22 protein-coding genes are annotated in these 25,142 nt (G+C 61.3%); 6 read left to right on the forward strand and 16 right to left on the reverse strand.

The window, feature by feature from the left end; translation table 11 throughout:
- Positions 1-78: 78 nt before the first annotated feature.
- The 3 genes from rpoD to rpsU form a co-directional block, all read right to left on the reverse strand.
- Complete coding sequence (gene rpoD, locus PspTeo4_RS23475) at positions 79-1,932, reverse strand: RNA polymerase sigma factor RpoD (protein WP_322366189.1); 1,854 nt, start codon at positions 1,930-1,932, stop codon at positions 79-81.
- A 67-nt stretch (positions 1,933-1,999) separates the two neighbouring features.
- Positions 2,000-3,982, reverse strand: coding sequence for a DNA primase (gene dnaG, locus PspTeo4_RS23480; protein WP_322366190.1), 1,983 nt, complete (start codon positions 3,980-3,982; stop codon positions 2,000-2,002).
- Between the two features lie 294 nt (positions 3,983-4,276).
- Positions 4,277-4,492: a 30S ribosomal protein S21 gene (gene rpsU, locus PspTeo4_RS23485; protein ID WP_003255575.1), complete on the reverse strand. Its 216-nt coding sequence runs from the start codon at positions 4,490-4,492 to the stop codon at positions 4,277-4,279.
- A 205-nt stretch (positions 4,493-4,697) separates the two neighbouring features.
- On the opposite strand from rpsU, the gene tsaD reads away from it, so the two are divergent.
- The gene (gene tsaD / locus PspTeo4_RS23490) at positions 4,698-5,723 is read left to right on the forward strand and encodes a tRNA (adenosine(37)-N6)-threonylcarbamoyltransferase complex transferase subunit TsaD (protein ID WP_322366191.1); all 1,026 of its coding nucleotides are present in this window, start codon (positions 4,698-4,700) and stop codon (positions 5,721-5,723) included.
- 17 nt (positions 5,724-5,740) lie between these two features.
- Here tsaD and plsY read toward each other — a convergent pair whose 3' ends face one another.
- Positions 5,741-6,310, reverse strand: a complete 570-nt coding sequence (gene plsY / locus PspTeo4_RS23495; protein ID WP_322366192.1) for a glycerol-3-phosphate 1-O-acyltransferase PlsY — start codon at positions 6,308-6,310, stop codon at positions 5,741-5,743.
- 74 nt (positions 6,311-6,384) lie between these two features.
- Here plsY and folB point away from each other — a divergent pair, with 74 nt between their 5' ends.
- Positions 6,385-6,741 carry a dihydroneopterin aldolase gene (folB, locus tag PspTeo4_RS23500; RefSeq protein WP_019471281.1) on the forward strand — a complete coding sequence of 119 codons (357 nt, stop codon included), beginning with the start codon at positions 6,385-6,387 and terminating at the stop codon, positions 6,739-6,741.
- Positions 6,732-7,241, forward strand: a complete 510-nt coding sequence (folK, locus tag PspTeo4_RS23505) for a 2-amino-4-hydroxy-6-hydroxymethyldihydropteridine diphosphokinase (RefSeq protein ID WP_322366193.1) — start codon at positions 6,732-6,734, stop codon at positions 7,239-7,241. The genes folB and folK overlap by 10 nt, the downstream gene beginning before the upstream one ends.
- 185 nt (positions 7,242-7,426) lie before the next feature.
- On the opposite strand, the gene PspTeo4_RS23510 is transcribed toward folK, so the two are convergent.
- The 11 genes from PspTeo4_RS23510 to PspTeo4_RS23560 form a co-directional block, all read right to left on the reverse strand.
- Entirely contained in the window at positions 7,427-8,530 is a 1,104-nt protein-coding gene (locus PspTeo4_RS23510; RefSeq protein WP_322366194.1) for a multifunctional CCA addition/repair protein, read from the reverse strand.
- A 59-nt stretch (positions 8,531-8,589) separates the two neighbouring features.
- On the reverse strand, positions 8,590-10,158 hold the full coding sequence (locus PspTeo4_RS23515; protein ID WP_322366195.1) for a SpoVR family protein: 1,569 nt from the start codon (positions 10,156-10,158) through the stop codon (positions 8,590-8,592).
- Positions 10,155-11,426, reverse strand: coding sequence for a YeaH/YhbH family protein (locus tag PspTeo4_RS23520; RefSeq protein WP_322366196.1), 1,272 nt, complete (start codon positions 11,424-11,426; stop codon positions 10,155-10,157). The genes PspTeo4_RS23515 and PspTeo4_RS23520 overlap by 4 nt, the downstream gene beginning before the upstream one ends.
- 120 nt (positions 11,427-11,546) lie before the next feature.
- Positions 11,547-13,469: a PrkA family serine protein kinase gene (locus tag PspTeo4_RS23525; RefSeq protein WP_322366197.1), complete on the reverse strand. Its 1,923-nt coding sequence runs from the start codon at positions 13,467-13,469 to the stop codon at positions 11,547-11,549.
- Positions 13,470-13,751: 282 nt separating this feature from the next.
- Positions 13,752-14,084 carry a thiosulfate sulfurtransferase GlpE gene (glpE, locus tag PspTeo4_RS23530; protein ID WP_322366198.1) on the reverse strand — a complete coding sequence of 111 codons (333 nt, stop codon included), beginning with the start codon at positions 14,082-14,084 and terminating at the stop codon, positions 13,752-13,754.
- Between the two features lie 14 nt (positions 14,085-14,098).
- On the reverse strand, positions 14,099-14,965 hold the full coding sequence (locus PspTeo4_RS23535; protein WP_322366199.1) for a symmetrical bis(5'-nucleosyl)-tetraphosphatase: 867 nt from the start codon (positions 14,963-14,965) through the stop codon (positions 14,099-14,101).
- A complete protein-coding gene (gene apaG, locus PspTeo4_RS23540; protein WP_322366200.1) occupies positions 14,965-15,345 on the reverse strand; it encodes a Co2+/Mg2+ efflux protein ApaG in 381 nt (126 codons plus the stop codon). Before apaG ends, PspTeo4_RS23535 begins: the two co-directional genes overlap by 1 nt.
- 195 nt (positions 15,346-15,540) lie before the next feature.
- A complete protein-coding gene (rsmA, locus tag PspTeo4_RS23545; protein WP_322366201.1) occupies positions 15,541-16,341 on the reverse strand; it encodes a 16S rRNA (adenine(1518)-N(6)/adenine(1519)-N(6))-dimethyltransferase RsmA in 801 nt (266 codons plus the stop codon).
- Entirely contained in the window at positions 16,338-17,327 is a 990-nt protein-coding gene (gene pdxA, locus PspTeo4_RS23550) for a 4-hydroxythreonine-4-phosphate dehydrogenase PdxA (protein ID WP_322366202.1), read from the reverse strand. The genes rsmA and pdxA overlap by 4 nt, the downstream gene beginning before the upstream one ends.
- Positions 17,324-18,643 carry a peptidylprolyl isomerase SurA gene (gene surA / locus PspTeo4_RS23555; RefSeq protein ID WP_322366203.1) on the reverse strand — a complete coding sequence of 440 codons (1,320 nt, stop codon included), beginning with the start codon at positions 18,641-18,643 and terminating at the stop codon, positions 17,324-17,326. Before surA ends, pdxA begins: the two co-directional genes overlap by 4 nt.
- Positions 18,624-21,428, reverse strand: a complete 2,805-nt coding sequence (locus PspTeo4_RS23560) for an LPS-assembly protein LptD (protein ID WP_322366204.1) — start codon at positions 21,426-21,428, stop codon at positions 18,624-18,626. The genes surA and PspTeo4_RS23560 overlap by 20 nt, the downstream gene beginning before the upstream one ends.
- A gap of 130 nt (positions 21,429-21,558) precedes the next feature.
- On the opposite strand from PspTeo4_RS23560, the gene PspTeo4_RS23565 reads away from it, so the two are divergent.
- From PspTeo4_RS23565 to PspTeo4_RS23575, 3 genes are read left to right on the forward strand one after another with little or no spacing between them, the layout of a single operon-like run.
- Positions 21,559-22,566 (forward strand): aminoglycoside phosphotransferase family protein, encoded by a 1,008-nt coding sequence (locus tag PspTeo4_RS23565; protein WP_322366205.1) that lies wholly within the window; start codon positions 21,559-21,561, stop codon positions 22,564-22,566.
- Entirely contained in the window at positions 22,563-23,234 is a 672-nt protein-coding gene (gene murU / locus PspTeo4_RS23570) for an N-acetylmuramate alpha-1-phosphate uridylyltransferase MurU (protein ID WP_322366206.1), read from the forward strand. The genes PspTeo4_RS23565 and murU overlap by 4 nt, the downstream gene beginning before the upstream one ends.
- A 1-nt stretch (position 23,235) precedes the next feature.
- Positions 23,236-24,000, forward strand: coding sequence for a TerB family tellurite resistance protein (locus PspTeo4_RS23575; RefSeq protein WP_322366923.1), 765 nt, complete (start codon positions 23,236-23,238; stop codon positions 23,998-24,000).
- An 82-nt stretch (positions 24,001-24,082) separates the two neighbouring features.
- Here the strand turns inward: PspTeo4_RS23575 and PspTeo4_RS23580 are convergent, their stop codons facing one another.
- On the reverse strand, positions 24,083-25,081 hold the full coding sequence (locus tag PspTeo4_RS23580) for an alpha/beta hydrolase family protein (protein ID WP_322366207.1): 999 nt from the start codon (positions 25,079-25,081) through the stop codon (positions 24,083-24,085).
- Positions 25,082-25,142: the final 61 nt, after the last annotated feature.

Below are 25,142 nucleotides of genomic sequence, written 5' to 3' on the forward strand. Positions count from 1 at the left end.
CATTTCGCCTATGGGGTAGCCGTGTACCACAACCTTTTTTTGCATAAGAAAAACCCCGGCCTGGGCCGGGGTTCGTCATCACTCGTCGAGGAAGGAGCGCAAGTGCTCGCTGCGGGTCGGGTGGCGCAGTTTGCGCAACGCCTTCGCTTCGATCTGACGGATCCGCTCACGCGTTACGTCAAACTGCTTGCCCACCTCTTCGAGAGTGTGGTCGGTGTTCATGTCGATACCGAAGCGCATGCGCAGCACCTTGGCTTCGCGTGCGGTCAGGCCCGAGAGCACGTCACGGGTCGCTTCCTTGAGGCTTTCGACCGTGGCCACGTCGATCGGGGACTGCATGGTGGAGTCCTCGATGAAGTCGCCCAGATGCGAGTCTTCGTCGTCACCGATCGGGGTTTCCATGGAGATCGGCTCTTTGGCGATCTTCAATACCTTGCGGATCTTGTCCTCAGGCATTTCCATGCGCTCACCAAGCTCTTCCGGGGTCGGTTCACGGCCCATTTCCTGCAGCATCTGCCGGGAAATACGGTTGAGCTTGTTGATCGTCTCGATCATGTGCACCGGAATACGGATGGTGCGAGCCTGGTCGGCGATCGAACGGGTGATCGCCTGACGAATCCACCAGGTGGCGTAGGTCGAGAACTTGTAACCACGACGGTATTCGAACTTGTCGACCGCCTTCATCAAGCCGATGTTGCCTTCCTGAATCAGGTCGAGGAACTGCAGGCCACGGTTGGTGTACTTCTTGGCGATGGAGATCACCAGACGCAGGTTCGCCTCGACCATTTCTTTCTTGGCGCGACGGGCCTTGGCCTCGCCGATGGACATGCGACGGTTGATTTCCTTGATCTCGGCAACGGTCAGGCCGGTCTCGGTCTCGAGGTCGATCAGCTTTTGCTGGCAAGCAACGATGGCAGCGTCCTTTTCACCCAGGGCGGCAGCCCATTTGGTGTTGCGCTTGGCCAGGTCACCGGACCAGGTCTGGTCGGTTTCATTGCTTGGGAACAGGCGCAGGAAGTCGGCACGCGGCATGCGCGCATCACGTACGCACAGCTGCATGATGGCGCGTTCTTGCTGACGCAGGCGGTTCAGGGCGTCGCGTACACGCTCTACGAGGCTGTCGAACTGCTTGGGCACCAGCTTGATCGGCATGAACAGATCGGCCAGGGCCTGCATCGCACCGATGCTTTCGGCATGATCGCGACCGTGCTTTTTCAGCACCTTGAGGGTGATGGCGAGTTGATCCGAGACGGCACCGAAACGCTGGCGTGCGACTTCAGGATCCGGGCCGCTTTCGCCCTCTTCCTCGTCGTCACTGCTTTCTTCGCCTTCTTCGTCTTCGTCCTCTTCTTCCTTCGCAGCCGCGCCGGTTTTAGCGCCTGGAACAGGCACTTCATCGGTTTCGGCAGCGATGTTGTCGTCAGGGTCGATGTAACCGCTGAGAACATCCGACAGACGGCCACCCTCGGTAGTGACACGGTCATATTCGCTGAGGATGTAGTCGACAGTGCCCGGGAAGTGGGCGATGGCGCCCATGACTTCACGGATGCCTTCCTCGATACGCTTGGCGATTTCGATCTCGCCTTCGCGGGTCAACAGCTCGACGGTACCCATTTCGCGCATGTACATGCGCACCGGGTCGGTCGTGCGGCCGATATCGGTTTCAACGGCCGCCAACGCAGCAGCGGCTTCTTCGGCCGCAGCTTCGTCGGTGTCGGCTTCCGCCAACAGAAGGGCATCCGCATCCGGAGCACTCTCGAATACGTTGATCCCCATGTCGTTGATCATGCGGATGATGTCTTCCACCTGTTCCGGATCTGAAATATCCTCAGGCAGGTGGTCGTTGACCTCCGCGTAAGTCAGGTAGCCCTGCTCACGACCGCGGGTGATCAACTCTTTGATACGAGACTGCTGTTGCGCTTTTCCGGACATAACACCCTATCCACTGAAGGTCTTGGCGGGCAAAAAACAAGCCGAGGATTATACCCGAGCATGGGCCTCACGCGCCAGATGAGGTCGGCGTTTGTGCGGGAACATTCCGGCTCAGCAGGGCGAGGAGCTGAGATTTTTCCTCGCTGGTCAATTCGCTTTGACGTGATTTCCTGAGCAGTTGTTCCAGGCTGCGCTCGCGTTGGCGGGCGGACAAGCTAGTTATAGTGTCGAAAAACTGTTGTTCAAGGTTGTCGGCCACGATCAGCCATTCCTTTTCCGCCAGAGCCCGCAACAGGCGACCTTGTTCGGTGCCGTGCCAGCGTGCGATCAGCTGCATTGAGCTTAGCCCAGGATTTTTCTGCGCGGCTTCGATCAGCGCAACCAGTAGCTGGCTGTACAGGTGTTCTTCGTCGGCGAAATGGCTGGCGTCCTCCACTTTCCCCGCCAGAAGCGGGTGATGCAGCAGGGTTCGCAGGGCGGCCAGGGTGGGCGGTTCCACCGGCGCGGGCACTCGCGGCGGGGCTTCGTCACGTTGCTGCCAAGGCTTGCCGCCCTTGCGGTTCTTGTCCCAGGGCTTGTCGCTCCACTGCTTCTTGCCGCCCCCCTTGTTGGGCTTCCACTCCTGCTCCTGGTGGGCGGGGGCGTAGTCGTGCTGCGGCATGTCGCCGTAGTCGGGGGTGTAACTGGCCATGGCGTCGTAGTCGTAGCCAGGGTCGTAGTCCGGCACGCTGCTCGGGGCTGGAGCGTGTTGGGCCAGCTGTTCTACCTGCTGTGGATCGAGGCCGGTGATTTCCTTCAGGCGATTGCGCATCAGCTGACGCAGGTTGGCGCCTGGAATCTTTTCGATCAACGGTGCGGCCAAGGTCGCCATATGGGCCTTGCCTTCCAGTGAGCGAGGGTCGGCCTCGTTGCTCAGTTGCTCGAAGAAGTAGTCTGCCAGCGGTTGGGCGTGCTGGTTGATGCGGGCCATGAAGGCATCGGTGCCTTCGGCGCGTACCAGGCTGTCCGGGTCTTCACCTTCGGGCAGGAACAGGAAACGCGCGCGCCGGCCATCCTGCAGGGTCGACAGGGTCGACTCCAGGGCGCGCCAGGCAGCCTTGCGCCCGGCCTGGTCGCCGTCGAAGCAGAAAAGCACGCTGGGTACCACGCGGAACAGGCGCTTGAGGTGTTCTTCGCTGGTGGCGGTGCCAAGGGTTGCCACGGCATTGCGCAGACCCTGCTGGGCCAGTGCGATGACGTCCATGTAGCCTTCGACGACGATGATTTCATCGAGGTTGCGATTGTTCTTGCGTGCCTCGTACAGCCCGTAAAGCTCCTGGCCCTTGCGGAACACAGGGGTTTCCGGGGAGTTGAGGTACTTGGGTTTGTCGTCGCCCAGCACGCGGCCGCCGAAGGCGATGATGCGGCCGCGGCTGTCGCGAATCGGGAACATCACGCGGTCGCGGAAGCGGTCATAGCGCTTGCCGCTTTCGGCGTTCTCGATCAGCAGGCCGGCATCGATCATCACCTTTTGCTGCAGGCTGTCGGCGCCAAGGTGCTTGAGCAGGTTGTCCCAGCCAGGTGGTGCGAAGCCCAGGCCAAAGTCGCGGGCGATTTCGCCGGACAGGCCGCGGCCTTTGAGGTAGCCCACCGCCGCCTTGCGGGTTGGGTGGCTGCGCAGGGCCTGGCGATAGAAGCCAGCGGCGGCATCCAGCAAGGGATACAGCGGTGAGTCGGTCGGCTGACGGGGCTTCTGCGCGCGCCGGCCTTCCTCGCGAGGTACTTCCATGCCCGCTGCGCGGGCCAGTTCTTCCACGGCCTGGGGGAAGTCCAGGTTGTCGTGGTCCATGACGAAGCCCAAGGCATTGCCACCGGCCCCGCAACCGAAGCAGTAGTAGAACTGCTTGTCAGGGCTGACCGTGAAGGAAGGTGTCTTTTCCTTGTGGAACGGGCAGCAGGCGGAGTAGTTCTTGCCGGTTTTTTTCAGCTGGACGCGCGAACTCACCACGTCGACGATGTCGAGGCGGTTGATAAGGTCGTCAATGAAACTCTGGGGAATCAGCCCGGCCATGGCAGTCTCGTCATCTGGCAACTGGCAAGTCTAATCGCTAACGCGCCACATCGGAGTGGGTGCTGCTTTGGGGAAGTGCGAGGGAATGTGTGCTCGTCGCCAGCCGGTAAGGGCTCGTCAGTCAGGACGTGCACGACTGGTCGTAGACCAGCTCTGACGTGTTCAGGCAGGTTGCCGCTGTGCAAAGGAACTGCACTGGGCGCCTCAAGCGAGAAGCTCAAGGATTGAAACAACTGCTGCCATTAGCCCGGCATGGTGCCGGGCTGGGCAGAAGCTCTGCGTAGAACGTCTGTATTAGTACAGACGAACGGCGCGGCGCTGTTCGCGCTGAACTTTCTTGGCGTGACGCTTAACAGCAGCAGCTGCTTTGCGCTTACGCTCGGCGGTCGGCTTCTCGTAAAACTCGCGGCTACGAACTTCAGCCAGTACACCGGCTTTTTCGCAGGAGCGCTTGAAACGACGCAGAGCTACGTCGAAGGGTTCGTTCTCTTTAACTTTGACGGCTGGCATCCAGGGCTACCTTAATTCATTACCGGGGTAGACGTGCTCCTGGCAAAACAAAAGGTGTGCTGGAGAACGTCGGTTTTCAAGGGTTGCGGATGTTAACCCTTAGCTGGCCGGAATGCAAAGCCTCTGATCGAAAACCGCTGGTCGGCACCCGGCACGGGGACTATCATGCGCGGCTTCGAATTCAGCCCCCACAAGGGACGAACCCATGCTAGTACTGGGATTGGAAACATCCTGCGACGAAACCGGCGTCGCATTATACGACAGCGAGCGCGGTTTGTTGGCCGACGCGTTGTTCAGCCAGATCGACCTGCACCGCGTGTTTGGCGGAGTGGTGCCAGAGCTTGCGTCGCGTGACCACGTCAAGCGCATGCTGCCGCTCATCCGCCAGGTGCTGGATGAGGCCGGCTGCGTGGCCACCGAGATCGACGCCATCGCCTACACCGCGGGTCCTGGCCTGGTCGGTGCGCTGCTGGTGGGTGCCTCGTGCGCCCAGGCCCTGGCATTTGCCTGGGATATTCCGGCAATCGGCGTTCATCACATGGAAGGCCATTTGCTCGCACCCATGCTGGAGGAACAGCCTCCTGAGTTTCCGTTCGTCGCCTTGTTGGTGTCCGGCGGCCATACTCAGCTGGTGCGTGTCGATGGCATCGGCCGCTATGAACTGCTGGGCGAGAGCCTGGACGATGCGGCCGGCGAGGCATTCGACAAGACCGCCAAGCTGATCGGCCTCAACTATCCGGGTGGCCCTGAGATTGCTCGTCTGGCCGAGCAGGGCGTCCCAGGGCGCTTCGTGTTCCCGCGTCCGATGACTGATCGTCCTGGCCTGCAGTTCAGCTTCAGTGGCCTCAAGACATTCGCGCTCAACACCTGGCAGCAATGCCGCGATGCCGGTGACGACAATGAGCAAACCCGTTGCGACGTGTCCCTGGCGTTCCAGCAGGCGGTGGTGGAGACTCTGACCATCAAGTGCAAGCGTGCTCTCAAGCAAACCGGCCTCAAGCGCCTGGTCATCGCCGGTGGCGTGAGCGCCAACAAGGCGCTGCGGGCATCGCTGGAAGAAATGCTGGCCGGCATCAAAGGCAACGTGTACTACGCTCGCCCCAGGTTCTGCACTGACAACGGCGCGATGATCGCCTATGCCGGCTGCCAGCGCTTGCTGGCCGGGCAGCAGCAGGATCTGGCGATCAGCGTGCAGGCCCGCTGGCCTATGGAGCAGTTACCGCCGGTCTGAAAAAGACCGCAGGTTTGTCAGAAGTGGCGTTCGCGTCCGGCAAAAAGGTCCCGCAGATTGTTGCGGTGCCGCCAGACGATCATGACGGTCAGCACGCTGATTGGCAGCAGCGCTTCTGGCTCGCGCCATGCCAGTAATGGCAGGGTCAATGGCGTGGCGATCAATGCGGCCAGCGAGCTGGTGCGGGTGAGGTAGAACGTAAGCATCCAGGCGCCGATGGCCAGCAGTGCGGCGGGGAAGTACAGGCCCATGAGCATGCCGGCTGCTGTGGCAACGCCTTTGCCACCCTGGAAGTGGAAGTACAGCGGGAACAGGTGCCCAAGCACTGCGCAGACGCCAACCCAGCCCTGTTCCTGAAGGTCCAGGCCAGCAAGGCGGGCCAGCAGGACGGGCAAAAGCCCCTTGCACAGGTCGCCAAGCAGGGTCAGGATCGCGAGTTTACGGCCCGCCAGGCGTAGCATGTTGGTGGCGCCAGCATTGCCCGAGCCGCTGGAACGCGGGTCCGGGCTGCCTGTAAGGCGGCTTAGGACAATGGCGAAGGACAGCGAGCCGAGCAGGTAGGCGAGCAGCGCCAATAACCAAAACATGCTAACTATTCCGGGCGAGGACGCCCTGATTCTAACGGCGCCAGTCGCCCTTGTCGTGCTGTGGAGAGAAGTGCTTGGACAGAGTGTTCATCGAAGGCCTGGAAGTCGATACCGTCATCGGTGCCTATGACTGGGAGCGGGATATTCGCCAGTGCCTGCGCCTGGACCTGAGTTTCGCCTGGGACAACCGCCCCGCAGCGGCCGGTGACGATCTCAGCCTGGCGCTGGACTATGCCAGCGTTTCGGCGCGTATCCAGGCATTCGCCGAGCAGGCACGCTTCGAACTGGTGGAAACGTTCGCCGAGCGTTTGGTCGCCACGCTGATGGAAGAGTTCCATATCCCTTGGGTGCGGCTGAAACTGACCAAACCAGGTGCGGTCCCGGCAGCCCGTGGCGGTGTTGGCGTGGAGATCGAGCGCGGATGTCTCTGAGCACGGTATACCTGGGCCTGGGTAGCAACATAAACCGCCAGGCACACCTGTGTGCCGGGCTGGACGCGCTGGCGGGCATTCTCACGGACATGCGCTGCTCTCCGGCATTCGAGAGCCAGGCGGTAGGGATCAAGAGTGGCCCGTTCATCAACTTCGTGGTCACCGGCAAGACAGACCTTCCACTGATGGAGTTGGACCGCCGGCTCAAGTTCATCGAGGCGGATAACGGCCGCTACGCACCTGACCGCAAGGGCTTGCCACTGGATATCGACGTGCTGATGTATGACGATCTGCACGGCACCTTCGATGGGCTGGTGTTGCCCAGGGCAGAGATTTTGAAGAACGCTTTCGTGCTGTGGCCGTTGTCGCTGCTGGCGCCTGAGTTGGTGCATCCGGGGGCCGGGAAGAGCATGGCGCAGTTGTGGCAAGAGGCGAGCATCGATCAGGTGCTGGCGCCCGTGGCGTTCGAGTGGCGGGGGTTGCAGCTGACCCTGGTTTGACCCGGAGCTTGGGTCGAATCTGCTGGCCCTATCGCCGGAAAGCAGCTCCCACTTGGACCAGGCTGATCTTGGGATCACTGCAATACCTGTAGGAGCCGGCTTGCCGGCGATGAGGCCGGTACACTCACCGCAAGACAATTGCTCCCACAGGTGCTTCGCCACCCCTGTGGAAGTGGGTGTAAAGCTCAGTGTTTGTAGGCCTGCAGCGCCTCTAGCCGCTTGTTCTTCAATGCCTCTCCCAAGGCCTGCCCAGTCAGTCCTGCCTCCACCAACGGCTTCACGTCCACCTCTCTGGCCGCCGCTGCCGCTCCACGCAAATACCCAGCCTGTGGATAAGTTTGTTCGCCGCGCCCAAGCGCCGCCATCTCGCACGCGGTAATGAAATCCTCGAAGCGCTGCGGCCGCCGATACACGTCGAATTTCTGCAGCATCTCCAGCAAGGCTGCAGGCTCAAGGTCCAGAGCCCCATCGGCACGTGCGGAAAACTCTCCCATCAACACAGCCAGTTCCTGGCATTCACGCGGTGCCTTGAAGCGCTGGTTGACGGCCTTGATGGCTGTCGGCTCCACGGTGTGCAACAAGCAAGCCCAGCGCACGTGCAGCGGTTGGTGATGCTCGGCTGCCTGTACCAGCGCTGCCAGTGAAGCCTCTTCATTGGGGAGCTCGGGCATCATCTCCTGAAGTGCATCGCAGTCGCGCATCACCTGGAAGAACACTTGTGGCCGGTCCTCCATCAGTGCTCTTTCGATCTCTTTCCAGCTGCGCTCTGCGGTCAGTGCCTGCAGTTCGCCTGATGCAGCGATCTGCCGCATCAGCGCCAGAGTCTCGTCAGCGACCCGGAAACCGAGTGGTGCATAACGTGCGGCAAAGCGGGCAACTCGCAGCACACGAAGGGGATCTTCGGCAAACGCCGGGGAAACATGGCGCAGGATTCGATGTTCAAGGTCGGCTTGGCCGTGGTAAGGATCGAACACAGTTCCTTGGTCATTCTCGGCCATCGCATTGATGGTCAGGTCGCGGCGAATGAGGTCCTCTTCGAGCGTCACGTCCGGGCTGGCATGGAAGGTAAACCCGCCATAGCCGCGTCCGCTCTTGCGCTCGGTGCGCGCCAGCGCGTATTCCTCTCCCGTCTTGGGGTGCAGGAAAACCGGAAAATCAGCGCCGACCGGGCGAAAGCCCTTGGCGTGCATTTCTTCGACCGTAGCACCCACCACCAGCCAGTCGATGTCGCTGACCGGGCGCCCGAGCAGACGATCACGCACCGCGCCGCCGACTTTGTAAATTTGCATGTGCAGCCTCCATAACTGCCCACAGGATACCCTGTTGGCAGTTATGGCGGTGCGTCGAGCTAGAGGTGGTGAATGACAGCCAGGTCCATGCGGCCATAGTCGCCGCTATCGCTGTGCTCGCCGCGGGGCGGCATGTGGTGGGTTTTCATGATCTGGTCGCCTTGTACGGTTTCCAGGTGGATATCGAAGCCCCATAGCCGGTGCAGGTGCTTGAGCACTTCATCGGTGGAGTCGCCAAGCGGCTTGCGGTTGTGTTGCTGGTGACGCAGGGTCAGTGAGCGGTCGCCGCGGCGATCGATACTCCAGATCTGCACGTTGGGCTCGCGGTTGCCAAGGTTGTACTGGGCAGCCAGCTGTTCACGGATGATCCGGTAGCCGGCTTCATCATGGATGGCAGGCACCAGCAAGTCGTCGCGCTGGTCGTCATCGAGGATGCTGAACAGCTTGAGGTCGCGTATCACCTTGGGTGACAGGTACTGCAGGATAAAGCTCTCGTCCTTGAAGCTGCTCATGGCGAACTTGATGGTCGACAGCCAGTCGCTGCCAGCGATGTCCGGGAACCAGCGGCGATCTTCCTCGGTCGGGTTCTCACACATGCGGCGGATGTCGGTATACATCGCAAAGCCCAGCGCATAGGGGTTGATGCCGCTGTAGTACGGGCTGTCGAAACCAGGCTGGAACACCACGCTGGTATGCGACTGCAGGAACTCCATCATGAAGCCTTCGGTGATCAGGCCCTCGTCGTACAGGTCGTTCATCAAGGTGTAGTGCCAGAAGGTCGCCCAACCTTCGTTCATCACCTGGGTCTGGCGTTGCGGATAGAAATACTGGGCAATCTTGCGCACGATGCGCACCACTTCACGCTGCCAGGGCTCGAGCAGTGGCGCGTTTTTCTCGATGAAGTAGAGGATGTTCTCCTGTGGCTCGGCGGGGAAGCGCGCATCATCACGCTCACCGCCTTTTTCGGCTCCCTTGGGAATGGTGCGCCAAAGGTCATTGATCTGCCGTTGCAGGTGTTCCTCACGCTCGTTCTGGCGGCGCCGTTCTTCTTCGGCGGAAATGGGGTAGGGGCGTTTGTAGCGGTCCACGCCATAGTTCATCAAGGCGTGGCACGAGTCGATGAGGTCTTCGACGGCATCAATACCGTGGCGCTCCTCGCACTGGGCAATGTACTGCTTGGCGAACACCAGGTAATCGATGATTGAGGTGGCATCGGTCCAAGTGCGGAACAGGTAGTTGCCTTTGAAGAAGCTGTTGTGGCCATAGCAGGCATGGGCGATCACCAGTGCCTGCATGCACATGGTGTTTTCTTCCATGAGGTAGGCGATGCACGGATCTGAGTTGATCACGATTTCGTAGGCCAGGCCCATCTGGCCGCGGCTGTAGGATTTCTCGGTACTGAGGAACTGCTTTCCGTAGGACCAGTGGTGGTAACCCAAGGGCATGCCGACGGAGGCATAGGCGTCCATCATCTGCTCGGCAGTGATCACCTCGATCTGATTGGGGTAGGTGTCCAGGGCGTAACGCTCGGCCAGCCGGCTGATTTCCCGATCGTAGGTCTGGATCAGCTCGAACGTCCACTCGGACCCCGTGGAGATGGGTTGGCGTCTCTGTGCTCTGGCGGTCATGTGGCTAACCTGCGCTGGAAGAGTTCACGGAAGACCGGGTAAATATCGCCGGCCGATACCAACTGCTGCTGGGCGAATGTGTCGGGGAAGCCCTCGCCGATTCGCTCGTACTCGTACCACAACGCCTGATGTTCTCGCGGGGTGATCTCGACGTAAGTGTAGTACTGCACGTGCGGCATGATCTGCTTGGAGAGGATCTCGCGGCAGATCGGTGAGTCGTCGTTCCAGTTGTCGCCATCGGAGGCTTGCGCGGCGTAAATGTTCCAGTCGCTGGCCGGGTAGCGCTCGGCCATGATTTCCTGCATCAGCTTGAGCGCACTGGAAACGATGGTGCCGCCGGTCTCCCGGGAGTAGAAGAACTCTTCCTCGTCGACTTCGCGGGCGCTGGTGTGGTGGCGAATGAATACCACCTCGATGCGGTCGTAATTGCGCTTCAGGAACAGGTACAGCAGGATGAAAAAGCGCTTGGCGATGTCTTTGGTCGCCTGGGTCATGGAGCCCGATACGTCCATCAGGCAGAACATCACCGCCTTCGAACTGGGGTTGGGCTGTTTCACCAGCAGGTTGTACTTGAGGTCGAAGGTGTCGAGGAAGGGCAGGCGGTTGATGCGCGCCTTGAGGCGCTCGATCTCCGCTTCGGTGTCCTGAATGTCGGTGAAATTGTCGGGTTCTTCGACTTTAAGGCGATCCAGCTCCTTCTGAGCTTCGCGCAACAACGCACGGCTGCTGCCGGTCAGGGCAATACGCCGGGCATGGGCTGAGCGCAGGGTGCGTACGATATTGATCCGGGACGGGTTGCCTTCGTTGGCGATGCCCGCGCGGACCGTCTTGAACGTGTCGGCACCAGTCAGGTGGCGTTTGACCAGATTGGGCAGCTCCAGGTCCTCGAACATGAACTCGAGAAATTCCTCCTGAGTGATCTGGAAGACGAATTCATCCATGCCCTCGCCGGAATTGCCTGCCTTGCCGCGACCCCCACCGCCGCCGCCACCTTGGGGCCTGGGGATGTGCTCACCAGCGGTGAACTCCTTGTTGCCAGGGTGCACGATGGTCTGCTTGCCACCTCGACCGTGGTGCAGCACCGGTTCATCGATGTCCCGTCCCGGAATGCTGATCTGCTCGCCATGCTCCATGTCCATGATGGAGCGGCGGCTCACCGCTTCTTCGACGGCTTTCTTGATGTGTTCACGGTAACGCCGCAAGAAACGCTGGCGATTGACCGTGCTCTTGTTCTTGCCGTTCAGGCGTCGGTCGATAACGTAGCTCATGGTCCCTCCCGGTAGCTGGGAACAGCTGCACGCTTCAAGCTACGAGCTGCATACAAAAGCAGCCGCCGCCGCCCGCGGCTGACAGGGCAGCCTTGGGCGCGCGGCGTGTAGCTTGCCGCTTTATTGCGATTTCCTGACCCGCAGGTACCATTCCGACAGCAAGCGCACCTGCTTGTCGGTGTAGCCACGTTCCACCATCCGGGTGACGAAGTCGTTGTGTTTCTTCTGGTCCTCTTTGCTGGCCTTGGCGTTGAAGCTGATGACCGGCAGCAGGTCTTCGGTGTTGGAGAACATTTTCTTCTCGATCACCACCCGCAGCTTTTCATAGCTCAGCCAGCTTGGGTTCTTGCCGTTGTTATTGGCGCGAGCACGCAACACGAAGTTGACGATTTCGTTGCGGAAGTCTTTCGGGTTGCTGATGCCAGCTGGCTTCTCGATCTTCTCCAGTTCCTCGTTGAGTGCGATGCGGTTGAGGATCTCGCCGGTTTCCGGGTCGCGGTACTCCTGATCCTGAATCCAGAAATCGGCGTACAGCACGTAGCGGTCGAATATGTTCTGCCCGTATTCGCTGTAGGACTCCAGGTAAGCGGTCTGGATTTCCTTGCCGATGAATTCGATGTAGCGCGGCGCCAGGTATTCCTTCAGGTAGCGCAGGTAGCGTTCGCGCACTTCGGCCGGGAATTGCTCCTGTTCGATCTGCTGTTCAAGCACATACAGCAGGTGGACCGGGTTGGCCGCGATCTCGTGTGGGTCGAAGTTGAAGACCTTGGATAGAATCTTGAAGGCGAAGCGGGTCGACAGGCCGTTCATGCCTTCGTCCACGCCCGCCGCATCGCGGTACTCCTGGATCGACTTGGCTTTCGGGTCGGTGTCCTTGAGATTTTCGCCGTCGTAGACCCGCATCTTGGAGTAGATGTTGGAGTTTTCCGGCTCTTTAAGGCGCGAGAGCACGGTGAACTGGGCAAGCATCTTGAGTGTATCCGGTGCGCAGTGGGCCCTGGCCAGCGAACTGTTGATCAGCAGTTTGTCGTAGATCTTGATCTCATCGCTGACGCGCAGGCAGTACGGCACCTTGACGATGTAGATACGGTCGATGAACGCTTCGTTGTTCTTGTTGTTGCGGAAGGTGTGCCATTCCGATTCGTTGGAGTGGGCCAGCAGAATCCCGGAATACGGGATCGCGCCCAGGCCTTCGGTGCTGTTGTAGTTACCTTCCTGGGTGGCGGTAAGCAGCGGGTGCAGGACCTTGATTGGCGCCTTGAACATCTCGACGAATTCCATCAGGCCCTGGTTGGCCCGGCACAGCGCGCCCGAGTAGCTGTAGGCATCGGCGTCGTTCTGTGGGAATTCTTCGAGTTTGCGGATATCCACCTTACCGACCAGTGCGGAGATATCCTGGTTGTTTTCGTCCCCAGGTTCGGTCTTGGCAATGGCCACCTGATTGAGGATCGACGGATACAGCTTGACCACCTTGAACTTGCTGATGTCGCCGCCGAACTCCTGCAGGCGCTTGGTGGCCCAGGGTGACATGATGGTGTTCAGGTAGCGGCGGGGGATGCCGTATTCCTCTTCGAGAATGGAACCGTCTTCGGCGGCATTGAACAGCCCCAGGGGCGATTCGAATACCGGCGAGCCCTTGATGGCATAGAACGGCACTTTCTCCATCAACTGCTTCAGTTTCTCTGCCAGGGACGACTTGCCGCCGCCCACCGGGCCCAGCAGGTAAAGGATCTGTTTCTTCTCTTCCAGGCCTTGGGCCGCATGGCGGAAGTACGACACGATCTGGTCGATGCACTCTTCCATGCCATGGAAGTCGGCAAAGGCCGGGTAGCGGCGTATGACCTTGTTGGAGAATATTCGCGACAGTCTGGAGTTGGTTGAGGTGTCGATCAGCTCGGGCTCACCAATGGCCAGCAACAGCCGTTCGGCCGCCGAAGCGTAGGCGCTACGATCCTCTTTGCACAGCTCGAGGTACTCCTGTAGCGAGAGTTCTTCCTGGCGTGTTGACTCGAAACGTTGTTGGAAGTGGCTAAAAATGCTCATGACGTCACCTCGCTCGATACGTGGAGACGACGCCGGATCAGTCAGCTGATGCTGGCATGCAAGCGGCTCTGCCGATTGCTGTATACCCCCCAGAACACCCTGTAACGCTACCGATGACCCGCACGCCGGTGTACCGGCTCTCCCCTTTTTTGGATGGCCTGGGCTTAAGGATAGTTGGTAATACGCAAGGTCAAGGGCGTGAGGCCGAGAAGTTGCTCTCGACCGTTCGTCAGAAAAGGCGCGAGCCCGCACGGGGCGCGGGCTGCAGCAATAATGAAAAAATTATTCGGCGCTACCTTGGGCGGTCTCGGCCGGGTAGGTGGTGCGCCACAGCTCGAAGCCGCCATCGACGCTGTAAACGTCCGAGAAGCCTTGGCCAACCAGGTAGGCGGCTGCGCTCTGGCTGGAGTTGCCGTGGTAGCAGACCACCAGGGTCGGGGCATCCAGATCGGCGTTGCGGATGAAGTCGGCGACCGAGTGGTTGTCCAGATGCTTGGCGCCGGTGATGTGGCCGGCGGCAAAGGCTTGCGGGTCGCGAATGTCGACGACGACCGCACCTTCCTTCTTGCGAAGCTCCAAGGCCTGCTCAGGGGGGATGCGCTTGAATTCGCTCATGGGTACGGTTTCCTTCAGGGTTGGTCGTTCATTCTAGTGGGTTGTGCCGGTTGGCGTAGGGTGCCGTCGTCGGCGCAGTCGCAGCGGTGGTATTCGCCACTGTCGACGTTGTACAAGGTCATGGCGCCGCCCCACACGCAGCCGGTGTCCAGGGCGATCACGCCGGGTTCGTCGACACGGCCTTCCAGGGCTGCCCAGTGACCGAAGATGATCTTCACATGGCGTGAGCGGCGGTCCTTGTGCGCATACCAGGGCTTGTAGCCCCTAGGGGCTGTGCCCAGGCCTTCCTTGCTCTTGAGGTCGAGCTTGCCTTCGGCGGTGCAGAAGCGCATGCGGGTCAGGTAGTTGGTGATGACCCGCAGGCGCTCGACGCCCGCCAGGCTCTTGCTCCACTTGTTCGGCTCGTTGCCGTACATGCCATCCAGGTAAAGCTTCAGGCGCCCGTCGTCACGCAGTACCTCCTCGACTTCGCCAGCTAGCTCAAGGGCTCTGCCGAGGGTCCATTGGGGTGGAATGCCAGCATGAACCAGGGCAATGCCGCGCGGCTCGTCGTAATGCAGCAGCTTTTGCTGGCGCAGCCAGTCGAACAGCTGGTCGGCGTCAGGCGCTTCGATGATTTCACGCAGGGTGTCGCTTTTCTTCAAGCGCTCGACGTTGTGCCAGGCAGCGAGCAGGTGCAGGTCATGATTGCCCAGCACGCAGACCAGCGATTGGCGGATCGAGTAGAGAAAGCGCAGCGTCTCGAGCGACTCTGGGCCACGGTTGACCAGGTCGCCGACCAGCCACAGACGATCAACGGCCGGGTTGAACTTGACGCGTTCAAGCAGGCACTTGAGCGGTTGCAGGCAGCCTTGCAGGTCACCGACGGCGTAGGTGGCCATCAGTGCAGGGCTCCGGGTACCGCCAGGCGGAAGGGGGCGATCTCGGCGTCGAAGCGCTTACCGTCTTCGGCGAACATCTGGTAGCTGCCCTGCATGGTGCCCACGCGGGTGCTGATGACCGCGCCGCTGCTGTAGGTGTGGCTTTGGCCCGGGTCGATGGTCGGTTGTTGACCAACCACGCCTGCGCCGCGCACTTCCTCGACTTCGCCGTCACCGTTAGTGATCAGCCAGTGGCGGGACATCAGCTTGGCTTTGACCGAACCGTTGTTTTGAACGGTGATGGTATAGGCGAAGGCAAAGCGACTGTTTTCGGGGTCGGATTGGTCTTTGAGGTAACGGGTCACGACGCTGACGTCGATCTTGTAGCGGGGATCGGACATGCAAAGGCCTTGGGCGAACTGACGCAATAATGCAGTCTAGGCCATTGAGAGGGGGGAGGGCCAGCGGTGTGGGCCAGTAGAAACCGGTTAATCAGTTCTGGCCTCTTCGCGGGTAAACCCGCTCCCACAGAGGCTGCACAGATTTCCGGGACTGTGCGATTCCTGTGGGAGCGGGTTTACCCGCGAAGGGTCGGATCAGGCTTGCTGAATGGCCAGCTGGTCAGCCAGGCGCACGAACGCTGCCAGGTCCAACTGCTCAGGCCGCAGGCTGCCGTCGACGCCAGCCGCCTCGATGGCCTGGCTGTCGAGCAGGCCTTTCATGGTGTTACGCAGGGTCTTACGGCGCTGGTTGAAGGCCTCGCGCACCACGTGCTCCAACAGCCGAGCATCCTTGGCCGGGTGCGGCAGCACTTCATGGGGTACCAGGCGCACGATGGCCGAATCCACTTTCGGTGGCGGGTTGAATGCGCCGGGGCCGACGTTGAACAGGTGTTCCACGCGGCAGTGGTACTGCACCATGATCGACAGGCGGCCCCAGTCGCCACCGCCAGGGCCGGCGGCCATGCGCTCGACCACTTCCTTCTGCAGCATGAAGTGCATGTCGCGGATCAGCCCGGCATGGCTGAGCAGGTGGAAGATCAGCGGGGTGGAAATGTTGTAGGGCAGGTTGCCGACCACTTTCAGGCTGCGCGGCGGTACGCCCAGCTGATTGAAGTCGAACTTCAGGGCATCGCCCTGGTGCAGGCGGAAATTGTCGCGGCCGGCGAACTTGTGCTGCAGGATCGGCACAAGGTCCTTGTCCAGCTCGACGACGTCCAGCTGTGCACCGCTGCCAAGCAGGCCTTCGGTCAATGCGCCCTGGCCCGGGCCAATCTCCAGCAGGTGCTCACCCGCCTTGGCGTTGATGGCACGCAGGATGCGGTCGATGATGCCGGCGTCGTGCAGGAAGTTCTGGCCGAAGCGCTTGCGCGCGCGGTGTTGGTATTGCTCGTTCATGGTCGGTTCTCGGCCATCTGGTAGGCGGTTTCCAGCGCGACCCGCAGGCTGCCGGTGTCGACCTTGCCGGTGCCGGCCAGGTCCAGGGCGGTGCCGTGATCGACCGACGTGCGGATGATCGGCAGGCCCAGCGTCACGTTGACCGCAGCGCCGAAGCCTTTGTACTTGAGTACGGGCAAGCCTTGGTCGTGGTACATCGCCAGCACCGCGTCGCAGTGCTCCAGATATTTGGGGGTAAACAGGGTATCGGCCGGCAGCGGGCCGCGCAGGTCCATGCCTTCGTTGCGCAGGCGGGCCAGTGTCGGCTCGATGATGTCGATTTCTTCGCAGCCCAGATGGCCGCCTTCACCCGCATGGGGGTTGAGCCCGCACACCAGGATGCGCGGGTTGGCGATGCCGAACTTGTCGCGCATGTCGGCGTGCAGGATGCGGGTGACCCGCTCCACGCGCTCGACGGTGATAGCGTCGGCGATGTCACGCAATGGCAGGTGCGTGGTCACCAGGGCCACACGCAAGCCATGTGTGGCCAGCATCATCACCACTTGAGCGGTGTGCGTCAGTTCGGCGAGGAATTCGGTATGGCCCGAGAAGGCGATACCGCTTTCGTTGATCACGCCCTTGTGCACAGGGGCGGTGATCATCCCGGCGAAATGCCCGTCGAGACAGCCTTGGCCGGCCCGGGTCAGGGTTTGCAGAACGAAGGCGGCGTTGGCCTTGTCGAGCTTGCCTGGCACTACCGGCGCGGACAGGGGCGTATCCCACACGTACAGGCTGCCGGCAGGCGCGGGCTGGTCGGGCCATTGGCCCGGCGAAACCGGCAGCAGATTGACGGCCAGCCCCAGCTGCGCGGCCCGCTCGGCGAGCAGGTCACGGCTGGTGATGGCGATCAGGGGATGGGGCTGGGCGTCGGCGGCGAGCAGCAGGCACAGGTCGGGACCTATGCCAGCTGGTTCGCCGGGGGTGACGGCGAAGCGCAGGGGCTTCACTGTGCGACCTGGTCAGCGCCAGGCAGTTTGATTTCAACGTAGGCTTCGTCGCGGATCTGGCGCAGCCAGGTCTGCAGCTCTTCGTCGTACTTGCGGTTACGCAGAACGGTCAGGGCTTGCTGTTCGCGCGCCTGTTCAGTGCTGTCGGTGGCGCGGCGGCCCAGCACTTCCAGAACATGCCAGCCGTACTGAGTCTTGAACGGACGGGTCACGACGCCTTGCTGGGCGTTGGCCATCTGCTCGCGGAACTCAGGCACCAGGCTGTTCGGGTCGACCCAGTTGAGGTCACCGCCGTTGAGCGCCGAACCCGGGTCTTCCGAGAAGCTCTTGGCCAGGGTGGCAAAGTCTTCGCCGTTGTTGATTCGCTCGTAGAGTTTCTCGGCCAGTTGCTCGGTGGCCGCCTCGCTGCGAACTTCGCTTGGCTTGATCAGGATGTGGCGCACATGCACTTCGTCACGCAGCACGTTCTCGCTGCCGCCGCGCTTCTCTTCCAGCTTGATGATGATGAAGCCGCTGGGAATGCGCAGTGGTTGGGTGATGTCGCCAGTGGTCATGCTGCTGAGCAGCTTGGCAAACTCAGGTGGCAGCTGGCCAGCTTTACGCCAGCCCATCTCGCCGCCTTCCAGGGCGTTTTCGCTGGCCGAGTTGGCAATTGCCATCTGGCCGAAGTCGGCACCCTGGCGCAGTTGCTGGTAAACGTCACCTACCTTGCGCGCAGCTTTCTGGATGTCGTCCGAGTTGGCGCCTTCCGGGGTTGGGATCAGGATGTTGGCCAGACGGTACTCTTCCGACATCTGCATCTTGCCCAGGTCCGAGGCGAGGAAGTTCTTCACTTCCTGTTCGGACACCTGAATGCGCTCGGCCACACGGCGCTGGCGCACGCGGCTGATGATCATCTCGCGCTTGACCTGCTCACGGGCGTCGTCGAACGACAGACCGTCGTGGGCCAGGGCAGCGCGGAACTGGTCCAGGGACATGCCATTGCGCTGGGCAATGGTGCCGATGGCCTGGTTCAGTTCTTCATCGGTGATGCGGATGCCGGAGCGCTCGCCGATCTGCAGTTGCAGGTTCTCGACGATCAGGCGTTCCAGCACCTGCTGTTCCAGGGCGCCGGTCGGCGGCACGCCGCCGCCGCGCTTGGCGATGGTTTGCTGGACTTCGTGGACGCGTTGGTCCAGTTGGCTTTGCATGACCACGTCGTTGTCGACGATGGCCACCACACGGTCCAGAGGTTGCACCGCGGCGTGAACCGCGCTGCTCAGCAGTGCAGCGCCCACCAGCAGCGGGCGCAGACGATCAATAAGCTTGGTCTTCACGTGTACGGTAACCTTGAATGCCTTCGTCGAGGAAAGACTCGACCTTGTTGCCTACCACGCCACCGAGGCCTTTCAGCACGATTTGCAGGAAGATGCCATGGTCGCCTTTTTCGTTTTCTGGAACGGCTTGGCTGAAGTCGTCGTAGTCGATCCAGTAACGGTTGATCAGACGCAGCTTCCAGCAGCAGTTGTCATACTCGAAACCGCCCATGGCTTCCAGGGTGCGGTTGCGGTTGTAGTCGTGCTGCCAGCGAGCGATGACGCTCCACTGCGGGACGATCGGCCACATGACCGAGAAGTCATGTTGCTCGATCTTGTAGTAGTCCTTGACGTAGTTCGGGCTGCCTGGGGTGCCGTAGTCGCCACCACCTACCTGCCAGGTACCGGTCAGCGAGTCGTAACGAACCAGGTCGTTGCGGTAGCGGTAGCCCAGGTTGACGATCTTGTTCGGGTTGTCTTCCGGCTGGTAGTGGAACATTGCGCTACCCGAGCGCGGGCTGCGGCTGTCCGGGTCCCAGTTGTAGTCGGCATCCATGCGCCAGTCGCGGTTGAAGGCGAACATGTACTGCAAGGCGTATGGCGAAACATCCGACTGCGAGTCTGCGCGGGTGCGCCAGTCGATGCCTGGCATCTGGACCTTGCGGTCTTGGAAATACAGGGCCTGGCCGACGCTGACGCGTTGACGTTCGAAGCCGTTTTCTTCAATCCAGCGAGAGGTCACGCCCAACGACAGTTTGTTCTCGTCACCGATGCGGTCGCTGCCGCTGAAGCGGTTGTCACGGAACAGCGAGCTGTAGTTGAAGTAAGTTTCGCCGGTGTCGAAGACTGGAATGTCCTTCTGGTCCTCATACGGTACGTAGAGGTAGAACAGACGCGGTTCGAGAGTCTGGCGGTAGTTCTTGCTGAAGTACTGGGTGTCGCGGTCGAAGTACAGGCCGCTGTCGACACTGAATACAGGAACGCTGCGCTCCTGAGTGCTGGAGAAGTCGCCACGCAGGTCGCGAGTGGCAGCGCTGGCGCTGGCCAGGTCTGCCTTGCCCTCGCTGTCCAGGTCCAGATCATAGTGGGTATAGACATACTTCAGCTTCGGCTTGACGAAGCCATAACTGGCTTCCATCGGCAGGCTGATGGCCGGAGCGAGGTTCAGACGGGTACCGTTGGCGCGAGCCAAACCGAAGATGTTTTCGTCAAGTCGACGGCCATCGGCACCGGCGGTGGTATCAAGTACGCCATCTTCGTTGAACACTGGGCCGGTTTTCAGATCACGATCGAAGCGAACCGCTTCGGTCTGGTAGCTGAAATCGAAGCCGCCAGGGTGATACGGCAGCATACCGTTGAGGGTGAGCTGCGGCAGCTTGTCATACGGCGTGATTTTCGAGATGGTCGCCATCTCATAGGCATGCACGTTAAGGCGCGCCTGGTAGCCGTCGCCACGATAGGTCAATGCACCTTGCTGGTTCAGCGCATCACGGCTTTCAACACCAATCTGATCAGTTTCCAGATCCTGGAAGTAGAACGGATCGCTGATATCGGTGTAGTCAACTTCAGCCATCAGGCGCTCATCCAAGCCACCTTTGTGCTGCCAGTTGATCATCCAGCGCTGATCCTTGTAATCAGTCTGGTCCTTGCGATCGTCGTTCTTGTCGTTCAGGTAAGCGCCACCGAACTGGCCTTCGCTGGATTTGGTCAGGTAACGGAACTCACCTTCCATCAGCAGGCCACGCTTGGTCATGTAGCGCGGGTACAACGTGGCGTCATAGTTCGGCGCCAGGTTGAAGTAGTACGGGGTGACCAGCGTGAAGCCGCTGTCACTGGTCGAGCTGAACGACGGCGGCAGGAAGCCGGACTGGCGACGGTCGTCGATCGGGAAGTAGATGTACGGTGTGTAGAACACCGGAATATCCTTGACCCGCAGGGTGACGTTGGTCGCGGTACCGAAGCCGGTGGCCGGGTTCAGGGTGATGTTGTTGCCCTTCAGCTGCCAGGCGTTGCTGCCTGGTTCGCAGGTGGTGTACGTACCGTCCTTGAGGCGGATGATGGCGTTTTCGCCACGCTTGGCGTACAGGGCGTTGCCGCGGATATGCGACTTGTGCATCACGTATTCGGCGTTGTCGACCTGCGCTTCGCCGGTGTCGAGCTGAATCTGCGCTTCGTCGCCGACGACCAGCGAGCCATTATCGCGAATCTTGACGTTGCCCTTGAGCTCGCCACGGTTCTCGGCCTGGTACAGGTTGGCTTCATCGGCTTCGACCTGCATGCTGCCCTGGCGCATGACCACGTCACCGGCAAGTGTCGCGATCTGCTGCTCTTGCTGGTACTTGGAAACCTTGGCATTGATGTAGGTCGGCGACTCGTCCTTGGGCGTGGTGTCGGCCATGCCAGGGCGGGTCGGTTCGATATAGGCGCCACCGCAATACGGGCCGGTTTCGGCCAGCTGGGCTGCGGTGAGCTTATCGCGCGGAACCCAGTCCAGGTGACTGTAGTCTTCGCTACGCGACTTCAGGCCACGGCCCTTGCTCTCGGTGACCAGCATCGGCTTGTCGCCGGACTCGGTCGCTTCGGCCTCGGTACCGGTGCTGACGGCAGCACCCTCGTGCACCGGGCGCGGTGGCAAGTTGCTGACAGAGGTTTTGGGCTTGCAGTCCCAACCACCGGAGGCGGACACTTGGCAGTCAAACTGCTCGGCTGCCACCACGTACGACGTGGCCAGAGGTTGCAGGGCCAGCAGACCGCCGGTCACCAGCAACGGAAACTTTCTACGAAACGCGGGGGATTTCAATGCCATCTTATTAGTCCGGGCTTCCTGCGTGCCATCTGCCCGCGTGTGGGGCCGCACGCCTCTCGATGGTCTGAAAAAGATGCTGGATAATAAAGCATGACCCGCTTGACGGCTAGGGCCGTCGGAGACCCTTGTAATGCCTGATCACGATGTACGCCTGCAACAACTGACAGTCTGGCTCGATGAGCAGCTCAATCAACTTTTCCACATCAACGCCGCCGAGGGCAGCCTGACCGCCGCCAGCAGCGACGCAAGCTTCCGCCGCTACTTCCGCTGGCAGGGCACAGGCCGCAGCTTCGTGATCATGGATGCGCCACCGCCACAGGAAAACTGCCGGCCTTTCGTCGCCATCGATCACTTGCTGGCCAGCGCTAACGTCCATGTGCCGGTGATTCACGCCGAAGACCTCGAACGCGGCTTCCTGCTGCTGGGCGACCTCGGCCACCAGACCTACCTCGATGTCATCGATGCCGACAACGCCGACAACCTGTTCCACGACGCCATCGACGCGCTGCTGGCCTTCCAGCGCCTGCCGATGGACGCGCCACTGCCGAGCTATGACGATGCTCTTCTGCGCCGCGAAGTCGAACTGTTCCCCGAGTGGTATGTGGGGCGCGAGCTTGGCCTGAGCCTAAGCGAAGCCCAGCAGGCCACCTGGAAACGTGTCAGCCAGATGCTCATCGACAGCGCCCTGGCCCAGCCCAAGGTGCTGGTGCACCGCGACTTCATGCCGCGCAACCTGATGCAGAGCGAGCCGAACCCAGGGGTGCTGGATTTCCAGGACGCGGTTTATGGCCCGGTGACCTATGACATCACCTGCCTGTTCAAAGATGCCTTCCTCAGCTGGCCGCAGGCACGGGTAGAAGGCTGGCTGCGCGACTACTGGCAGAAAGCGCAAGCAGCCGGTATCCCGGTGCAGGATTCGTTCGAGGCGTTCCAGCGCGCCAGCGACCTGATGGGGGTGCAGCGCCACCTCAAGGTGATCGGTATCTTCGCCCGAATCTGCCATCGTGACGGAAAACCACGTTATCTGGCCGACGTACCGCGTTTCTTCGCCTATATAGATGAAGTGATCGGTCGCCGTCCCGAATTGGCGGAACTGGGTGAACTGATCGCCGAGCTGAAAGCCGGAGTGCATGCATGAAGGCAATGATCCTGGCGGCAGGCAAGGGCGAGCGCATGCGTCCCCTGACCCTGCATACGCCAAAGCCGTTGTTGCCGGTCGCGGGCCAGCCGCTGATCGAGTACCACCTGCGCGCCCTGGCGGCCGCAGGTTTCACCGAGGTGGTGATCAATCACGCCTGGCTTGGTCAACAGATCGAAGACCACCTGGGCGATGGGCACCAGTTTGGCCTGAGCATCCGCTATTCACCCGAGGGTGAGCCGCTGGAGACCGGGGGCGGTATCTTCAAGGCCCTGCCGCTGTTGGGGGACGCGCCGTTTCTTCTGGTCAACGGCGATGTCTGGACCGATTACGACTTCACCCACTTGCGCGCGCCGCTACAGGGCCTGGCGCATCTGGTGCTGGTCGACAACCCTGGCCATCATGGGCGTGGCGACTTCCGCCTGGTTGGCGAGCAGGTCGTGGATGGCGACGATGCGCCTGGCACGCTGACCTTCAGTGGTATCTCGGTACTGGACCCGGCACTGTTCGCCGGGTGTGCACCGGGCGCCTTCAAGCTGGCCCCGCTGCTGCGTATGGCCATGGCTGACGGCAAGGTCACTGGTGAGCATTACTCTGGCCACTGGGTCGATGTGGGCACCCGCGAACGCCTTGCCGAGGCCGAGCGCCTGATTCTTGAGCGCGCCTGAAATGTGGTGGCCGAGCACAGTGATAGGTGCTGGAGCCGGTTTCGCGGTGGCCAGCATACCCGGTGCCTTGCTGGGCGCTTTGCTGGGCCAGGCCATGGACCGGCGCCTGCGACTGCAGGGTTGGGAGGACATGCGCGAGCGTCTGGGTGGCCGCCCGGCATTGCAAGATGAGGAGTTACTGTTTGTTCTGCTCGGGCGTCTGGCCAAAAGTGATGGCCGGGTAGCGGAGCAGCACATTCAGCAGGCACGACAAGAAATGGTGCGCCTGGACTTGGCCGAGTCCGCCAGATTGCGTGCCATTGCTGCGTTCAACCGGGGCAAGGCGGGCAAAGATCGCCTGGCTGGCCACCTGCGTCGTATTCGCGAGCAGCCGCATGCAGCGGAGGGCACCTTGCGTGCCTGCTGGCGGATGGTCTGGGCCGATGGCAAGGCGGGGCGGCGCGAGCGTGAGTTACTGCTGGACTGGGGGCAGAAGCTGGGCTTGAGCCGGCGCCAGGTACAGGCGATGTCGCTGGAGTACGAGCCGCGCAAGCCCAATGTTCAGGGCGGCGCCATGACTTACGCGGCCGCTCTGCGTCTATTGGGCGTAGAGGCTGACACCGAGGGCGGTCAGGTCAAGCAGGCTTACCGCCGGCTGGTGAGTCGGCACCACCCGGACAAGTTGGCGGGCAGCCATGCCAGCGAGGCCCAGGTGCGTGAAGCGACCGAACGGACTCGCGAGCTGCACCAGGCCTATGCGCTGATCCGCAAGCGGCGGGGGCTTTGACGGCTCGCCTGCTCCTACAAGGGCGATGAAAACCCTGTAGGAGCCGGCTTGCCGGCGATTAGGCCGGAACAGCCCCAGCCATTCACTCCTGCGGACTCATCCACCCTCGCACCCGACGGAACAATTGCTCTTGCTCGGCAGCTTGATTGCCAGGAATCGCCGTGAGCGCCACCTGCCTATACTGGCTGTCCTTCTGCCGCTTGCTCGCCTGCAGGCGTTGCTGAGCTGCGCGACTGTCGCCAGTGCGGGTGGCGTAGTAAAGGTCGGCGGTCGGAACCTTCAAGCTCGGTGCCAAGGTTTGCAGGTCCTGCTCGACCCGCGCAGGTGTCTGTGGCGCAACCATCACCAACTTCTGTACCTGAGGTGGTTGTTTTTCACTCAGGTAACGTGCCGCCCAGTAAGCGCCACTGCCATGGCCGATAATGACGATGCTGCGGGCATTTTGCTGCTGTGCGTAGGCCACTGCTGCGTCAAGGCGGGCGAAGATGCGCTCGGCGTCGGCCTGGTCGGCCTGCTGGCCGGCCTCTTGTGCATCGGTACTTTCGGCGGTGTCGGCGTCGGCTGCGGTCGCTTGGGCGACGTTGGCATTGGCATCGTCCGGGGTGTCCTTGGCTGGTGCGCTTTCGCCCTTGGCGGGTTCGGGTGCAACTGCCGGCTTGTCCTCGACCCGTGCCAGCGGGCTGTCGGCGAGCAAGTCGGGGAGGGTGATGCTCAGGCTGTGCCAGCCAACATCAGGGAACTTGCGACGCAGCGGCCCGACCGCATTGGGCCAGTCGGCTGTTTCGCCAGCGCCTGGCACGATGATCACCGCACCTTGGGGGTCGCCATCATTGGCCGGTTTCCACAGGGCCAGAAAACTGTCCGCACCCGCTTGCAAGGTGTGTTGTTCAGCTTTGGGGGCCAGGCGCTCCAGGGCTTGGGCATCCTCCTGGCTACGCTCCAGCAAGGGCGCGCGAGTGGCGGCGGGCGCTGGCGTTTCGGCAGCGGCCTGTGGTTTTTCGGCATCGGCAGCCATGGCGCCGAGCGGTAGAAGCGAGGCCAGGCAGCACATTGCCAGCGTCGTGCGATAAAGTGTGGACATGAATCAACCCAAGGCCAGAATGATACCGGCAGCCTAATAGTATTTGCCCGCGACGGCCATG

The organism is Pseudomonas sp. Teo4 (genome assembly GCF_034387475.1).
Lineage (GTDB): Bacteria > Pseudomonadota > Gammaproteobacteria > Pseudomonadales > Pseudomonadaceae > Aquipseudomonas.

What these genes read in the sequence shown, in the direction of transcription:
- dnaG (WP_322366190.1), bottom strand. Translation starts at nt 3,982, where the DNA reads ATGGCCGGGCTGATTCCCCAGAGTTTCATTGACGACCTTATCAACCGC.
- glpE (WP_322366198.1), bottom strand. Translation starts at nt 14,084, where the DNA reads ATGAGCGAATTCAAGCGCATCCCCCCTGAGCAGGCCTTGGAGCTTCGC.
- PspTeo4_RS23565 (WP_322366205.1), top strand. Translation starts at nt 21,559, where the DNA reads ATGCCTGATCACGATGTACGCCTGCAACAACTGACAGTCTGGCTCGAT.
- tsaD (WP_322366191.1), top strand. Translation starts at nt 4,698, where the DNA reads ATGCTAGTACTGGGATTGGAAACATCCTGCGACGAAACCGGCGTCGCA.
- PspTeo4_RS23560 (WP_322366204.1), bottom strand. Translation starts at nt 21,428, where the DNA reads ATGGCATTGAAATCCCCCGCGTTTCGTAGAAAGTTTCCGTTGCTGGTG.
- PspTeo4_RS23580 (WP_322366207.1), bottom strand. Translation starts at nt 25,081, where the DNA reads ATGTCCACACTTTATCGCACGACGCTGGCAATGTGCTGCCTGGCCTCG.
- PspTeo4_RS23535 (WP_322366199.1), bottom strand. Translation starts at nt 14,965, where the DNA reads ATGGCCACCTACGCCGTCGGTGACCTGCAAGGCTGCCTGCAACCGCTC.
- PspTeo4_RS23575 (WP_322366923.1), top strand. Translation starts at nt 23,236, where the DNA reads ATGTGGTGGCCGAGCACAGTGATAGGTGCTGGAGCCGGTTTCGCGGTG.
- apaG (WP_322366200.1), bottom strand. Translation starts at nt 15,345, where the DNA reads ATGTCCGATCCCCGCTACAAGATCGACGTCAGCGTCGTGACCCGTTAC.
- rsmA (WP_322366201.1), bottom strand. Translation starts at nt 16,341, where the DNA reads ATGAACGAGCAATACCAACACCGCGCGCGCAAGCGCTTCGGCCAGAAC.
- rpsU (WP_003255575.1), bottom strand. Translation starts at nt 4,492, where the DNA reads ATGCCAGCCGTCAAAGTTAAAGAGAACGAACCCTTCGACGTAGCTCTG.
- murU (WP_322366206.1), top strand. Translation starts at nt 22,563, where the DNA reads ATGAAGGCAATGATCCTGGCGGCAGGCAAGGGCGAGCGCATGCGTCCC.
- PspTeo4_RS23515 (WP_322366195.1), bottom strand. Translation starts at nt 10,158, where the DNA reads ATGACCGCCAGAGCACAGAGACGCCAACCCATCTCCACGGGGTCCGAG.
- PspTeo4_RS23510 (WP_322366194.1), bottom strand. Translation starts at nt 8,530, where the DNA reads ATGCAAATTTACAAAGTCGGCGGCGCGGTGCGTGATCGTCTGCTCGGG.
- PspTeo4_RS23525 (WP_322366197.1), bottom strand. Translation starts at nt 13,469, where the DNA reads ATGAGCATTTTTAGCCACTTCCAACAACGTTTCGAGTCAACACGCCAG.
- folK (WP_322366193.1), top strand. Translation starts at nt 6,732, where the DNA reads ATGTCTCTGAGCACGGTATACCTGGGCCTGGGTAGCAACATAAACCGC.
- PspTeo4_RS23520 (WP_322366196.1), bottom strand. Translation starts at nt 11,426, where the DNA reads ATGAGCTACGTTATCGACCGACGCCTGAACGGCAAGAACAAGAGCACG.
- rpoD (WP_322366189.1), bottom strand. Translation starts at nt 1,932, where the DNA reads ATGTCCGGAAAAGCGCAACAGCAGTCTCGTATCAAAGAGTTGATCACC.
- plsY (WP_322366192.1), bottom strand. Translation starts at nt 6,310, where the DNA reads ATGTTTTGGTTATTGGCGCTGCTCGCCTACCTGCTCGGCTCGCTGTCC.